A 14,893-nucleotide genomic window follows, 5' to 3' on the forward strand; every position below is an offset into this window, starting at 1 on the left:
GCTCAGCCGGCCGTGGGCGCGGAGGCCGCCGCAGCCGGGGCCGTCATCGGCGGGGCTGGCGTCGCGGACGACGTACGGGCCAGGGAGGCGTGGGTGATCCGGCCGATGTGGGTGACGAGTTCGCCGACCGACATGGCGAGGATCGCGTCCATGTCCTTCTCGGCGAGGAAGCCCATCAGGTCCACCTCGGACCCGTAGCGCTCGTGCAGCAGCTCGGCGAGGGCGACGAACTCGATGCTCTCCAGGGCGAGATCCTCGTTGAAGCTCGTACTCATGGTGACCTCCTCCGCGAGAAGGAACTCGTCGCCGAGGATCTCCACGAGCATGCCGGTGATCTCGGCGAGGATGTCAGTGGTGGTGGCCATGGCTGGTCTCCGTGAGGTGGAAGGGGACGGGGGAGGGGGCCGCGGGGTGGGCGGTCCAGGCGACGAGGTACTCGCCGGAGCCGGAGCCGGAGCCGGAGCCGGAGCCGGAGCCGGTCGTGCTCCCGGCCTCGGCCGGGGGCAGGGAGGCGGTACGGACCGGGTACGGCTGCCCCTCGGGCGACAGCACGCGCAGCCCGCCCGATCCGGGGTCCTCCGTGACCCGCCAGTCCCGCGGCCGGCCGCCGAGCCCGGTGCCGCGGGCCTTGGCGGCGGCCTCCTTCGCGCACCACAGGGCGGTGAGCGCGGCCGCCGGCCCGGTGCCCTCGCGGGCGGCCAGGTCCTCGGCGAGGAGCAGCTCGGCCGGGGTGAGCGCGACCCGGATCAGCGCGTCGGGATCGGCCGTGACCGGCTCCACGTCGATGCCGACGGGGTGGGACGGGTGGGCGAGGGCCACGGCCACCCGGTCCTTGTGCGCGATCGACAGCCGGAAGCCGCGGGCCAGGACGCCCTCGGGGACGGGCCGGCCTGCCGGGTCGTTGCCGACCGGGACCTCCACCGGGAACACCGGACCGGCGCCGCCGTCCCAGAGCAGCTGCCGCAGTGTGTCCTTGGCGGCGATGCGGCCCAGCAGCCAGGGCGCCCGGGCGCGCGGCGCCAGCCGCTCGTACGCCGCGCGCTCGGCGGCGCCGAGGTAGCGGCGCATCACCAGCTCCTGCGAGGCGGGATCCGTCCACCGCCGCCGGGCCAGGCACCAGCCGGCGGGCTGGGGCTCCCCGATCCCGCACACCTCGGGGGTGAACTTCATCGGCCACACCCGCTCGTCCGCGCCGAAGCGGCGGTACGTCCAGCCCTCGATCCGGGCCCACAACCGGCCGGCGCCGTCGAGGAGTTCGAGATCACCGCGGACGGTGACATCGCGGACCTCCCGGATCCGGGCCGTGGCCGTGACCAGGGCGTGCGGCGGGGGCGGGGGCCCGTAGAACCGGATCCGGTCGACGGTGGCGGGGAACACCAACCGGTCGACGGGGAGCCGGAGTTGCATCCAGTGCCCGAAGAGCTGCCCGGCGGCGTCGAGCAGCGCACCGGGGTCGGGGAGCGCGCGCAGGACCCCGTGGATGCCGTCCGAGCCGACGGACCGGACCTCGTGGACTCCGGCGAAGCGGGGCCCGTGGAACATCCACCGGTCCCGGTACAGGGCCTCGGCGCTGACGGGGGCGGGGCGCGGATCGCGCAGCGGTGTGGGGTCGGGCGCGGGCGGCCGCGTGTGGCCCGGGCCGAGCAGGACGACGACGGAGGCGTACGGGCCCAGCCCGATCCGGATCCGTCCGGGGCCGTCGGCGCGGACGCTGACCTCGACGTCGAGGGCGGGCGCGGCGGGGAGCCACCGCATGGCCCGTACATCGTCGTAGCCGAGGACGGCGGCGCCCGGCGGGGCGTGCCGGCGGGCCGCGTCGGCGGCCAGCTCCAGCATGGTCGTCATGGGTACGACGGGGAACCGGTCGGAATCCTCCGGCCAGCCGTCGGGCTGCAGGTACACGCAGTGGTCGCGTACGTAGGGCAGGGCGTCGAGCGAGACCCGGAGCCGGCGCTGCCCCGCAGCCCTCCCCGAACCCTCGGGCTCCACGACGGATCCGGCAACCGCTCCCGGGCGCGGGTCCTCGTGCACCGTGTCCAGCGCGGACAACAACACCGGCCGTCCCGGCTCCGGCGAAGGTCCCGGCGGCGCCGTGCCGGTGAGGGTGCCCAGGCGGGTTCGGGTGTCCTCGGGGAGGTGGACCAGCGGGGAGCCGAGGTCCAGGGGGACGGGCCGGCCTCGTACGGCCGGTCGGGCGGCGGGGGCCGGATCCCGGAGCCGGTCCCAGTGCGGGGCGTGGCCCTCGGTCCACAGTGCGGCGCAGGTGCGCCGGAGGGCGGCCAGACCCGACAGGCGCGGGGAGGACGTGGCCACCGAGAGGTGGGGGCGGTCCCGCAGGGTGTCCTCCACGAATCCGGGCAGGCTGCCCGGCCCCATCGTCACGAACGTTCGGACTCCCGCCTCCTCGTACAGACGGATCGTCAACTCGCGGAAACGAACCGGCTCCAGCAGGTGCCGTACCACCAACTCCCGTACCTCGGAAGGATCGTCAGGGAAGGGCGCGCACGTCGTCGCCGACCACACCGGCAGATCGCCCGGGCGCAGCGGGAGCCGCGCGAACGCCGCCCGGACCTGCCCCAGGTACGGCTCCCACATCGGCGTGTGGAATCCCGACCGGAACGGCAGTTCCTGCCCGAGCACCCCCTCCGGCCGCAGCCGCTCCAGGACCTGCGCGATCTCCGCCGGATCCCCGCACACCACCGACTGGTGCGGGCAGTTGTCGTGGCTGACCACCACCCCGTCCAGGCCGTGCAGGGCGGCCTCGGCCCGGCGCGCCGCGCAGCCCAGCGCCGCGTACACGAGATCCGGGACCTTCAGCGACCCCGGCCGCAGCGAGTCCAGGAACGAGTCGGCCGCGTCCTGCGGGTACATCCCCCCGGCCACCATCGCGGCCCACTCGCCGAGACTGTGCCCGGCCAACACATCGGCGGTCACGCCGAGTTCCGGCAGGATCCGGGCGAAGAACCGGCCCGTCGCGAGGGCGTCCAGCGCCCGTTCCATCAGCTCGGCGCCCCGGCCGAGCCGCGGCCGCTCCAGCCCCATCCGGTCCGCGACATCGTCCAGCACCGGAGCGAACTCCGGTTCCAGGCCGGGGAACAGGAACGCCGTCGCGCCGCCCAGCGGCTCCGGGGTGAACCACACGTCCCCCCGCCCCCGCCAGGCCCGGCCGCGCTCCACCGCCTTCGTGGCGAGGGCGAGACGCTGCGGGGTCGGCCCGAGCACGGCCAGCCGGCACGGCCCCTCGCCCGTGGACGCCGACCCGGCGGCCAGCAGACCCGCCAGCTCCGCCGGACTGTCCGCGCCGAGCAGCAGTACGTCCTCCCGCGCACCGGTCGCGGCCCCCACCGCCGGCCGGCCCGCGGGCCCCAGGGGCAGGAAGCGGCGTACGGGCGGAGCCGGTGCGGTGGAACCGGGGGCCTCCTCCAGCACCGCGTGCGCGTTGATCCCGCCGAAGCCGAAGGCGTTGACCCCCGCCCGGCGCGGCTGCGGGCCCCGCTCCCACGGCTCCGCCGCCGTCACCGGCCGCATCCGGGTCCGGGCCAAGTCCGCGTGCGGCTCCTCCAGGTGCAGGGTCGGCGGCAGCACCCCCTCGTGCACGGCGAGCGCCGCCTTGATCAGCCCGGCCATGCCCGAGGCCTGCATGGTGTGCCCCACCATGGATTTCACCGAGCCGAAGCCGACGCCGGGACCCGTGGTCTCGCGCGGGCCGAACACCCTGGCCAGCGTGTCCAGTTCGGCCGCGTCCCCGACCGGTGTACCGGTGCCGTGCGCCTCCAGCAGCCCCAGCGCGCCCGGGGCCCGCGGATCCAGCCCGGCCTCCTGCCAGGCCTGCTCCAGCGCCCGCACCTGGCCGGCGACCAGCGGGCTCATCAGGCTGGCCGCCCGGCCGTCCCCGGCCACTGCGGTGCCGCGGATCACGGCGTAGATCCGGTCGCCGTCCCGTTCCGCGTCCGCCAGCCGCTTCAGCAGCACCACACCCGTGCCCTCGGACAGCAGGGTTCCGTCGGCCCGCCGGTCGAAGGGCCGGATCCGCTCGCTCGGGCTCAGCGCCCGCAGCTGCGTGAACACGCTCCACAGCGTGGCGATGTGGCAGTGGTGGACCGCCCCCGCGACCACCGCGTCGCACCGCCCGCCCGCCAGCAGCCCCACCGCCTGGTCCACTGCCAGGAGCGAGGAGGCGCAGGCCGCGTCCAGGGTGTAGGCGGGACCGCGGAAGTCCAGCCGGTTGGCCGTGCGGGCGGCCGTGAAACTCGGCACCAGCCCGATCGAGGCGTCCGGCCGCTCGGGACCCAGGGCGTCCTGGAAGGCGGACCGCACCTCGGAGATCCGCCGCTCACCCAGCTCCGGCGCGAGCTCCCGCAAGGTCTGGGCCAACTGGTGTGCGGTGCGAACCCGTTGGTCGAGGCGGGCGGTCGCCACCCCCATGAACCCGCCGCGCCCCAGCACCACCCCGATCCGGGAGCGGTCGGCCGGCAGCCGGTCCTCGCCGCCCGCGTCGGCGATCGCCTCGGCCGTGGCGTGCAGAGCCAGCATCTGGTCCGGCTCGGCCCCCTCCACCGCGGTCGGCATGATCCCGAACCGGGTCGGGTCGAAGGCCGCCAGCCCGTCGACGAAGCCGCCGCGCCGGCAGTAGAAGCGGTCCCCGCGCACGGCTCCGGCGGCGCCCTCCGGGTCGTAGTACACCTCCGGGTCCCAACGCCCGGGCGGTACCTCCGAGATGGAGTCCGTACCGGCGAGCAGATTGCGCCGGTAGGCCGCCAGGTCGGCGGCGCCGGGGAAGACGGCGCCCATCCCGACGATGGCGGCGTCGGTCGGCCGGGGGCCGCGTCGCACCGGCTCACTCATGGGCCGCGTCCTCCTCGGCCATCAGGACCACCTGTACGTCGCCGCCGTGCGCGAGTTCGGCGAGGAACGCGCCGGTCCCGGCCTCGGGGGAGATGAGAGGGATGCCGCGCCGGGCGTAGGCGCGCTCCAGCTCGGGGGTGACCATCCCGCCCGCCTCGGCCGCCCAGGGGCCCCAGTCGACGGACAGGACCCGGCCCGGGAAGGTCTCGGCCCAGGAGAGGGCGAGCCCGTCGAGGGCGTCGTTGGCGGCGGCGTAGTCGGTCTGGCCGCGGTTGCCGTACACCCCGGCGACGCTGCCGAAGAGGGCCAGGAAGGCCGGGGCGGGCGTGCTGCCGTGCTCGGCGGCCGCGGCGGCCAGGTGCCGGGCGCCGGCCACCTTGGTGGTGAACACCTCGGTGAACACGGCCGGTTCCTTGTCGCAGAGCAGCCCGTCGCGCAGGGTCCCGGCGCCGTGCACGATGCCGTCGAGCCGGCCGTGCCGGGCCCGTACGTCGGCCACGACGGCCCGTACGGCGTGCGCGTCGGTGACATCGGCGCAGTGGTACCGGACGGATCCGGCGGCGCCGGCGAGGGCGGCCAGCGTGGCCCGTACCTCCCGCTCGGCCAGAATCCGCGAGGCCGCGGTCTCGATCTCTGCGGGGGTTCGAAGCCCGCTGCCGATGAGCGCGGCGCGCAGTGCCACCCGGTCACCGGCATGGACGAACTCGTCGTCCCGGCCGACCGGTTCGGGGGTCCGCCCGACCAACTCGACGTGACACCCGGTGGCCCGGGCCAACGCGACCGCCGTCCGAGCCGTGATTCCCCGAGCCCCACCGGTGAGGAGTACGACCGACCCGGGCCCGAGGGGGCTCGCGCCGAGCGTCCCGGCGGATGCGGGGAGTGGTGCAGGTACCGGGCGGCGGGTGACCCGCAGGCCCTCGGCGGTGTACCCGACGGAGGCGAGCCCTGCGCCCTGGTCGCAGAGCTCGGCGAGCAACTGGGCGGCGATCCGCCCGGGGTCTTCCTTGGGATGCAGATCAACGGCGCGGACGAGGGTGCCGGGGAACTCCAGGGCGGCGCTGCGGGCGAAGCCGGGCAGTCCGCTGCCGGGGGTGGAGCCGAGGATCAGCCGGCGGACACCGCCGGTGAGGGCGCGCTTGTACCCGGGGAAGGCGCCGGGGAGCACGGCCTCCTGGCCGGCCCGCAGCGCGGACAGGTCGACGATGCCGTCGAACCCGGCGTCGGCCTCGGCCAGCACCTCCGCCCGGGCCCCGTGCGCCTCCAGTGCCCCGCAGAGCGCGAGAGCCACGCCCTGCCCGTCCTCGACGACCCCGATCCGCAGCCCCTGCAGGGCGCCCGGATCCCCTCCGGCCGCCGCCACGCGCTCCACATCGACCCGCATCCGCCGAAGCGGCCCGGCCGGTGCCGGTCCGGCTGCCGCCGGGGCCGCTGCCGGGGCCGGGGCCGCTGCCGCCGCCGGATCCGGCCCGCCCGCGGCGGCTGCCTGGGCGGAGGCGTGGGCGGTGACCCAGTCGACGATGCCGCGCAGGGTCTTGATCCTGGACAGTTCCTCGACGGCCGACTCGGTGGAGCCGCCGGGGTCGGTGGGGAGCCCGATCCGGTCGGCGAGGGCTCCGATGATCTCGACCCGCTTGATGGAGTCGATCGAGAGGTCCGCTTCCAGGTCCAGCTCGGGGTCGAGCATGTCCCGCGGGTATCCGGTCCGGGTGTGGACGATCTCCAGAACGGCGTCCATCACCTCCTCGGCAGACCCCGCCCCGACCTGGGGCCGAGGACCTCGGTCGCCGGCAGCATCCAGACCGTCGGCGAACTCCGCGGAATCCGTCCCGCCGAGCCCTGCCGGCCCGTAGCCGCCCGCGCCGACTCCCTCGGCGTCCGCCGGACCGGCCTGCCCGGGGTTGCCTACCGGCCCCTGCCCGTTCGCGAGTTCCCAGGTGCCGGGCCAAGCCCGGGCACCATCCGTACCGTTCGCTCCGACTCCTGCGGTGTCCGGCCAAGCCTGGGTACCCGCCGGTTCGGCCGGAGCCGGAGCGGTCTCCAAATAGCCGAGCATGACGGCCCGTTGGGCCTCGATCAGCTCGCGGGAGCCGCGCAGGTACTCAAGGACCGCCTCCTGGCGTCGGTCGGGCGCCGGCGCCGGAGGGGGACTCGAAGAGCCGGGCGCCGTCTGCAATCCGGGTACCGGCGGAGGCGACATCGAGCCGGGCGCGGGTGCAGCCGCCGGAGCGGAAGCGGTGGGCGCCGTGGGCAGCGGCGGGCCGGGCACCGCCGCCGAGGGCGGTACGGGTACCTCGACGCGGCGCGGGGGCTGGAGGCCGCCCGGGATCGGGGTTCCGGCCACCGTACGGACCAGGTGGCCGTCCACCAGCCAGCCCGGGCGGCGCGGGGCGCGGTCCGGGAGGCGGGTCGTGCGGCCACGGAACAACGGCTCCGGGGTGATCGGGACGCCGGCGGCGGCCAGTTCGGCCAGGGCCGTGACCAGCCGGGCCAGCCCGTGCTCGCCCGGCACGTCCAGCGGGACCACCGTATGCGGCCGGCCGGCCAGGATCCGGCCCACCAACCCGGACAGGACCTTGCCCGGCCCCGCCTCCACGAACGTCCGGACGCCGGCCGCGTACATGGCCTCCACCTGCTCCACGAACCGGACCGGCTCCGCGACCTGCCGGGACAGGAGAACGCGTACGGCATCCGCGTCCGCCGGGTAGGGCGCCGCCGTCGTATTCGACCAGACCGGGACGGCGGCATCGGCAACCACCGTCCCGGCCAGCTCAGTTGCCAGCCCGGCCGTCGCCTCCGCGACCACCGGACTGTGGAACGCGCACGCCACCGGCAGGGGCTGCGCCGAGATTCCCGCCGCACGCAGCGATTCCACGGCCGCAGTGACGGCCGCGGTCGAGCCCGAGATCGCGCACTGCCGCGGCGCGTTGTGATTCGCCACCACGCACCCGGCCCGCTCCGCGATCTCCCGGACCTCCTCCGGTGCGGCCGACACCGCCGCCATCGACCCCGGGTCGTCCCCGGCGGCCGCCAGGATCTCCTCGGCCCGCCTCGCGCTCAGCCGCAGCAGGCTCTCCGTGTCGTACGCTCCCGCCGCCCACAATGCGGTGAGCTCCCCGTACGAGTGCCCCGCCACGCAGTCAGGCCGTACGCCGAGCCGCCCCAGCAGCAGGTGCGCCGCCGCACCCGTCAGCCCGAGGGCGGGCTGGGCGACCCGGGTGTCCGTGACCGCGGCCCGCTGTGCGGCCCGCGCCTCGGCCGTGAACGCCGCCGGCGGGAACGCGGCCGAGACCACCGCCCGCGGAGCCGTGTCCAGCAGGCCCCGCAGTCCGGGGAAGGCCATGTACAACTCACCCAGCATGCCCACCCGTTGACTGCCCTGCCCGGGGAAGAGGAACGCCACCTGCCGCGGATCCGCGGACTCATCCCGTACGTGGACCCCGTCACCCGCGGTGAACCCCCGGGCGCGCTCCAGCCGGGCCGTCAGCTCGTCCAGGTCGGCGGCCACGACCGCCACCCGCACCGGCCCCTCGCCCGCGCACGACTCCGCGGCCAGGTCCCGCAGCGCCCACGGACGCCCCGCCGCGTCGTTCTCCTCCAGCCGCGCCGCGAGCCGGGCCATCGCCCGCCCCGCCGCCCGCCGGTCCTCGCCGCGGAAGCAGAACAGCTCGGCGGGCCAGTCCTCCCGGCCCTGCTCCGGCTCCTCGGCTCCCGCGTAACCGGCCAGCACGGCATGGTAGTTGGTTCCGCCGAAGCCGAACGCGCTGACCCCCGCGATCCGCCGCTCCACCGGCACCGCCCACGGCCGGGCCTCGGTGTCGAAGACGAAGGGGCTGGTCTCGGCCTGCCAGGCCGGATTCGGCTGGCCGATGTGGAGCGTCGGCGGCCGGACCCCCGCATGCACCGCTCTGGCCGCCTTGATCAGCCCGGCCAGGCCCGCCGCGCACTTCGTGTGCCCGAGCTGCGATTTGACCGAACCCAGCGCACACGAGCCCACCCCGGCCCCGGACGCGGTGAACACCTCGCTCAGCACGCCCAGTTCGGTACTGTCACCGACCACCGTGCCCGTGCCGTGGGCCTCGACCAGCCCCACCTCGCCCGGCGAGACACCCGCCCGCGCATAGGCCCGCTCCAGGGCCCGCCGCTGCCCCTCCGGCCGCGGAGCGGTGAGCCCGAGGGAGCGGCCGTCGCTCGACGCCCCGACCGCCTTGATCACCGCGTACACCCGGTCGCCGTCCCGCTCCGCGTCCGCGAGCCGCTTCAGCACCAGCGCGCCCACCCCCTCGCCGAGCGCGATCCCGTCGGCCGCGGCGTCGAAGGGCCGGCAGTGCCCGCCCGGCGACAGGGCGCGCACCGAGGCGAACAGCAGGTAGTCGTTGATCCCGTTGTGCACGTCGGCGCCCCCGCACAGCACCATGTCGCTGTCCCGGTCGCGCAGTTGGCGGCAGGCCAGGTCCAGCGCGGCCAGCGACGAGGCGCAGGCCGCATCGACCGTGCAGTTCGCGCCGCCGAGGTCGAGCCGGTTGGCCACGCGGCCCGCGATCACATTCGCGAGGATCCCGGGGAAGGAGTCCTCGGTCAGCCGGGGGAGCTGCTCGTCCAGGGCGGGCGGAAGTTCGCCGAGGTAGGCGGGGTGCAGCGCCCGCAGCCCGTACGCGCCCGCCAGCTCCGTACCGGCCTCGGCCCCGAAGACCACCGAGGTCCGCGAGCGGTCGAACTGCCGGTCCTTGCCGTAGCCGGCGTCCCGCAGGGCCCGCGCCGAGATCTCCAGGGCCAGCAGCTGCACCGGCTCGATCCCGGCCAGCGAGGACGGCGGGATCCCGTGCGCGAGGGCGTCGAAGGGCACCGGGTCCAGGAATCCGCCCCACCGTGAGGGGGTGCGCTCGCCGGCCCGCGCCGGATCGGCGTCGTAGTAGAGCGCCGGGTCCCAGCGCTGCGCCGGGACCTCCGTCACCGCGTCCCGGCCGGCCAGGATCTGCGCCCAGTAGGCGGCGAGGTCGGGCGCGCCCGGATAGGCGCAGGCCATCCCGACGATGGCGATGTCGAGCGGATCGGACCCGCCGCCGGGAACCTGCTCCCCGGCGGCCGAAGCGGAGATCTCCAGGGCCCGCCGCTCCAGCAACTCCGTCGCGCCCCCCATCACCTGGGCGTGCAGGGCGGCGATCGTCGTCGTTCCGCTGCGCAACGTGGCGGCCTGCCCCAGCATGAACAGCCCGTCCGCGTACTGTCGTTCCTCGCCGACGGCCTCCAACTCCGCCGTCTCGCCCCGGCGCAGCCCCTTGCTGGCGATCCGCAGCCGCCCCAGGTTCAGCCGCTCCAGCTCCTCCCACATCTCGCGCGGCTCGGTGCCGCCCTGCGCGAGCCGCTGCCGGGTCTCCTCGAAGGTGCGGGCGTACGGCGTGTCGGCGCAGCGCGTGGCATGGCCGGGCGCGGTGTGCAGCAGTACGGTGTCCGCGCACTCCACCGCAGCCCGCTGGAAGCGGGGCGTGACCGCTCCCGCCGCCACGGCCTCCTCGGTGAACAGGTAGGCCGTGCCCATCAGTACGCCGATCCGGGCACCCCGCTCGGCCAGCGGGGCGGCGGCCGCGACCGCCATCGCCGCGGAGCGTTCGTCGTGGATCCCGCCGGCGAACAGCACGTCCAGGGCAGTTGGTTCGGAACAGGCGAGCAGCCGCTCGATCTGCTCCTCCCACAGCGGGAACGAGGCGCGCGGCCCGACATGGCCGCCGCACTCCAGTCCCTCGAACACGAACCGCCGTGCCCCCTCGGCGAGATACCGCTCCAGGAGGCCCGGCGAGGGCACGTGCAGATGGGTCAGGGTCCCGGCGGCCTCCAGCGGGGCCGCCTGCGCCGGGGTGCCTCCGGCGATGATCGCGTACGGCGGCCGGGTCTCGGCCACGGCCGCCAGCTGCTCCCGCCGCAGCTCGGGCGGGGCGAAGCCGAGCAGGCCCACGCCCCAGGGCCGGTCCCCGAGCCGCTCGGCGGTCCGGGCCAGCAGCCGGCGTACGTCCGGCCCCTCCATGACCGCCAGCGCCAGGTACGGGACCCCGCCCGCGGCGGCCACCGCCTCCGCGAAGGCCGCCTGGTCGCTGACCCGGGTCATCGGGCCCTGGACCACGGGCCGGGCCGCCATGAGCGGCCGCACCCGTGCCGCGGCCGCCAGATGCCCCGTGACGGCAGCCCGGACGGCCCGGAGGACACCGCCCGTGGTGCGGTGGCGCGCGGCCAGCCGGGCCGCGGCGGCTCCGTCCTGGCCGACGGGCAGCAGCTGCGTCCGCAGGTCCCGGGCCCCGAGCAGGGGCGCGGCCGGCCCCTGCGGCGAGGGCAGGTCGGGCCGCGCGTACACCCGGTGACCGTCGACCAGCCGGGTCTCCGAGCCGTCCATCGCCCGTACGGCCGCCGCCACTTCGGCAGGCAGCCCGGCCTCGCCCTCCGGCGTCAGGGCCAGTTGTACGTCGACCAGCACGCCCGAGGCTCCGCCCGCGACGGCCGCGGCCGCCGTATGGAGGCCGATCCCGCCCCGGGCCACGACGGGCACTCCGATGCCGGAGCCGGCGAGCAGTTGCTGGAGCAGGACGAAGGTCGTGGCTCCGCCCACCCGGCCACCGCCCTCGTGCCCCTTGGCGACGACCGCCCGGGCCCCGGCGGCCACCGCGGCCCGGGCCTCCGCCAGCCCGGTGGCCTCGGCCCAGACCCGGGGCCGCCCGGACGCCGCCGCCCAGTCGGCCACCCGCTGCGGGGTGTGCTCGGCGGCGTCGGCGAGCAGCACCGTGTCCACCTCGGAGGGCAGCTGCTCCGGCCCGAGCGGGCAGCCGGCGGGCACCCGTACGCCGTAGCGCCGCCCGGGGCCGAGCCGCCGGGCGAGCTCCGCGAAGGCGGCCCGCGCGGCGTCGGGATCCCGGCCGAGGTCGAGCAGCCCGAGGCTGCCCGCCCGCTCGGCGGCGATCACGATCCGGGGCTGCGGCTCCTCGAAGGGGCTGAGCGCGACCACCAGGTCGCGCGGGGCTGCGGACTGCGGGGCGGCGGCCGGGGCGTCGGCGGACGGGGCTCCGGCGGACTGCGGGGACGGTTCGCCGGACTGGGGGGACGGCATGGGCTGGGGGGTCACGGGCGCTCCTCATCGAGTGCTGTGTCACATGTCGCCGGTTGCGCAGAGGCTGGGCAAGGTGCGGCGGTGCACCCCCGGGCGGGCCGGGGCGCAGGGGTGAGCGGGGTGCGGGGCCTGCGGGGGCACAGGGGCGAGCGGGGTGCGGGGCCTGCGGGGGCACAGGGGCGAGCGGGGGCGAGCGGGGCGCAGGGGCGAGCTGGGCCGAGCGGGGCAGCGGGGAGTGCGCGCAGGCAGCTCCCCGCCGGTAAGGGTGGCCGGGCGACCCGTCTGGGTGGGACGGGCTTGAACGTTGGTCAATTCCCCTGACGCCGGGATGCATCGTGCGGTGGCCGCCGTGCACTGTCAACGGATATGCGGAGTAAGGTCCTTCACGTACCGGACGGCTCAGGCGCACCCCGACGGCGTCACCTGCCGGCTCCCGTCAGGCCGCCGACCTGCGGTATTCCCCGGCGGGGCGGGCGCCGCCGGAGCGGGAGTCGGCGTACGGCAGGGGCCCGGTCTCATGCCCGGCCGGTATGCCTCGGCGCCCCCTGGGTATGAACACCTCGCCAAATTCGTGCAGTTGTTCACCATGACGCCCCTTACAGGGTCGACCTCGCGCGGTTACCGTCCGGTCATGACCCCCACACTCGCGCAGCTTCGTTACCTCGTCGCCGTCGCGGACTGCGGTTCCATCACCGGCGCGGCCGCCTCGGTCTTCGTTGCCCAGTCCGCCCTGTCGCGGGCCGTCCAGGCCATGGAGCGCGACCTCGGCATCGAGCTCCTCGCCCGCCGGGGCAGAGGGGTGGACCTCACCCCAGAAGGGACCCGGGTGGTCCGACTGGCCCGTACCGTGCTCGACGCGGTGGACGCCATCGACGACATCGGGACCCCGAACGGCAAGGGCGGACGGACCACCCTCACCCTCGTCGCCACCCCCACCCTGGCCCTCGACCTGGCCTCCGAGCTGGTCCCGGCGTACACCGCGCGCCATCCCGGCGTGCACGTACGGCTCCACCAGCACGACGGCCGGGAGTCGCTGGTACGGGAACTCCTGGACGGAACCTCCGAGTTGGCCCTGGTCGACCTGCCCGTCGACAAGGAGCTGTCCACGCATCACATCCAGGAACGTGAGGTGGTGCTGGTCTCGCCCCTCGGCGCCCGGCTGCCCGACCCGGTGCCGTTCCGGATGCTCGACGGGCTCCCGATGGTGCTGCCGACCCCGGGCACCGGGCGGCGTACCGAGATGGAGGCCATGTTCAGCTGTCTCGGGGTCCGGCCCGTGCCCGCGTTCGAGGTCGACGAGCGGCTCGCCTGGGTGACCGGCGTGACCGACGGCCGCGGCTCCCTCATCTGGTACCGGGACGTGGTGCTGAGGGCCTTCGGCAGCCGCGCCGAGATCCGCTCCTTCACCCCGCCGCTGCTGCGCCCGGTGGGCATCGCGCACGCCCGTAGGCCGCTGACCCGCGCCGCCCGGGCGTTCATCGCGCACGCCCGGCACAACGCCCCCGTCCGGGAACCGGCGCGCTGACCGGAAGCCGCCGGAAGCCGCGGGAAGGCGCCGAAAGTCACCGGAATCCCACCGGAACCCGCCGGGTTTCGGCCAGGCATGCCGGCCCGGCATTGAATGATGCTCAAACGGGGGGCCGCCGGGCCTGGCGATCACCATCTGATGTGCCATCACATGGTGCGCATGTCTCGACTCCTCACACCCCCACGGGCCGCCGCCCTCGCGACCGCGGCCCTCGCCACCGTGCTGCCGGCCACCGCATGGCTGGCCGCCGGCCCCGCCGGCGCCGCCACCGGCCCGGCCGCCACCCCCGGAGCCGGGGCCGCGGCCGCCGCGCTCGCCCCGGAGCGCGAGTGCACGCTGCCCGGCGGCATGGCCGAACTCAGCGGGCTCGCCATGAGCCGCAAGCACCCGGGCATCTTCTACGCCGTCAACGACAGCGGCAACACCAACCAGGTCTTCGCCGTCGACTGCACGGGCGCAACCGGCCAACTCAAGGCCACCTTCACCCTGTCCGGCGTCGGCAACACCGACTGGGAGGGGCTCACGATCGGCAAGGACGCGTCCGGGCAGCCGGTGATCCTGGTGGGCGACATCGGGGACAACTTCAGCGGCCGTGCCGAGATCCTCGTGCACTCCTTCGCCGAGCCCGACCAGCTCGCCAACGCCACCGTGACCCCGGTGACCTACAGGTTCGCCTACGCGGACGGCCGGCACGACGCCGAATCCCTGCTCGCCGACCCCCTCACCGGTCAGCTGTACATCGCGAGCAAACTCATCGGAGCGACGGGCCAGTTGTACAAGGCCCCGCTGCCCCCGCAGACCGGACAGGTCAACACGCTCACCGCGGTCCGGCCCGGCCCGGCCTTCGCCACCGACGGCGCCTTCTCGCCGTCGGGCGCCTCGTACACCCTGCGCAGCGGCGGGCCGTTCGGCGCGAACACGGCCTCCGTGTACGACACCGCGGGGACCAAGCTCGCGGACGTCACCCTGCCCGCGCAGCCACAGGGCGAGACGGTGACCTACTTCGACTGCACGAGCCTGCTCGTCGGGTCGGAGAACGACACCCAGATCTGGCGGGTCCCGCTACCGCCGGAGGCCACCCCGGGCTGCGGAAGCACCCCCACGCCGACCCCCACCCCGACCCCGACGCCGACCCCCACCCCGACCCCGACCCCGGCTCCCGGTGACCTGAAGCTGGCCAACCCCGGCCCCCAGACCTGCAAGTTCAACCAGTCCTGCACCATCCAACTCACCGCCACCGGCGGCAGACCCGCCCTCCGCTACACCACCACCGGACTCCCCCTCGGCCTCACCATCGACACCAACACCGGCCGCATCACCGGCAAACCCTGGACCACCGGAACCCTCCAGATCACCGCAACCGCCACCGACACCACCACAGCCACCGCCACCACCACCTTCCCCCTCACCATCAACTGGTTCTGAGACCC

At 75.6% G+C, this 14,893-nt stretch carries 5 protein-coding genes; 2 read left to right on the top strand and 3 right to left on the bottom strand.

Features of this window, described 5'->3' with window-relative positions; genetic code table 11:
- Positions 1–2 precede the first annotated feature (2 nt).
- The 3 genes from ACIQU4_RS07810 to ACIQU4_RS07820 are packed head-to-tail and all read right to left on the bottom strand — an operon-like array spanning position 3 to position 11,950.
- On the bottom strand, positions 3–365 hold the full coding sequence (locus ACIQU4_RS07810) for an acyl carrier protein (protein ID WP_403727151.1): 363 nt from the start codon (positions 363–365) through the stop codon (positions 3–5).
- On the bottom strand, positions 349–4,845 hold the full coding sequence (locus ACIQU4_RS07815; protein ID WP_403727153.1) for a beta-ketoacyl synthase N-terminal-like domain-containing protein: 4,497 nt from the start codon (positions 4,843–4,845) through the stop codon (positions 349–351). Before ACIQU4_RS07815 ends, ACIQU4_RS07810 begins: the two co-directional genes overlap by 17 nt.
- Positions 4,838–11,950, bottom strand: coding sequence for an SDR family NAD(P)-dependent oxidoreductase (locus ACIQU4_RS07820; protein ID WP_403727155.1), 7,113 nt, complete (start codon positions 11,948–11,950; stop codon positions 4,838–4,840). Before ACIQU4_RS07820 ends, ACIQU4_RS07815 begins: the two co-directional genes overlap by 8 nt.
- 616 nt (positions 11,951–12,566) lie before the next feature.
- Between ACIQU4_RS07820 and ACIQU4_RS07825 the strand changes: the two genes are divergently transcribed.
- The gene (locus ACIQU4_RS07825; RefSeq protein WP_403727156.1) at positions 12,567–13,460 is read left to right on the top strand and encodes a LysR family transcriptional regulator; all 894 of its coding nucleotides are present in this window, start codon (positions 12,567–12,569) and stop codon (positions 13,458–13,460) included.
- A gap of 162 nt (positions 13,461–13,622) precedes the next feature.
- A complete protein-coding gene (locus tag ACIQU4_RS07830) occupies positions 13,623–14,888 on the top strand; it encodes a putative Ig domain-containing protein (protein ID WP_403727158.1) in 1,266 nt (421 codons plus the stop codon).
- The last annotated feature ends 5 nt before the right edge of the window (positions 14,889–14,893 follow it).

The organism is Streptomyces sp. NPDC090741 (assembly GCF_044769045.1).
Taxonomy (GTDB): Bacteria; Actinomycetota; Actinomycetes; order Streptomycetales; family Streptomycetaceae; genus Streptomyces.

What these genes read in the sequence shown, in the direction of transcription:
- ACIQU4_RS07815 (WP_403727153.1), bottom strand. Translation starts at nt 4,845, where the DNA reads ATGAGTGAGCCGGTGCGACGCGGCCCCCGGCCGACCGACGCCGCCATC.
- ACIQU4_RS07810 (WP_403727151.1), bottom strand. Translation starts at nt 365, where the DNA reads ATGGCCACCACCACTGACATCCTCGCCGAGATCACCGGCATGCTCGTG.
- ACIQU4_RS07825 (WP_403727156.1), top strand. Translation starts at nt 12,567, where the DNA reads ATGACCCCCACACTCGCGCAGCTTCGTTACCTCGTCGCCGTCGCGGAC.
- ACIQU4_RS07830 (WP_403727158.1), top strand. Translation starts at nt 13,623, where the DNA reads ATGTCTCGACTCCTCACACCCCCACGGGCCGCCGCCCTCGCGACCGCG.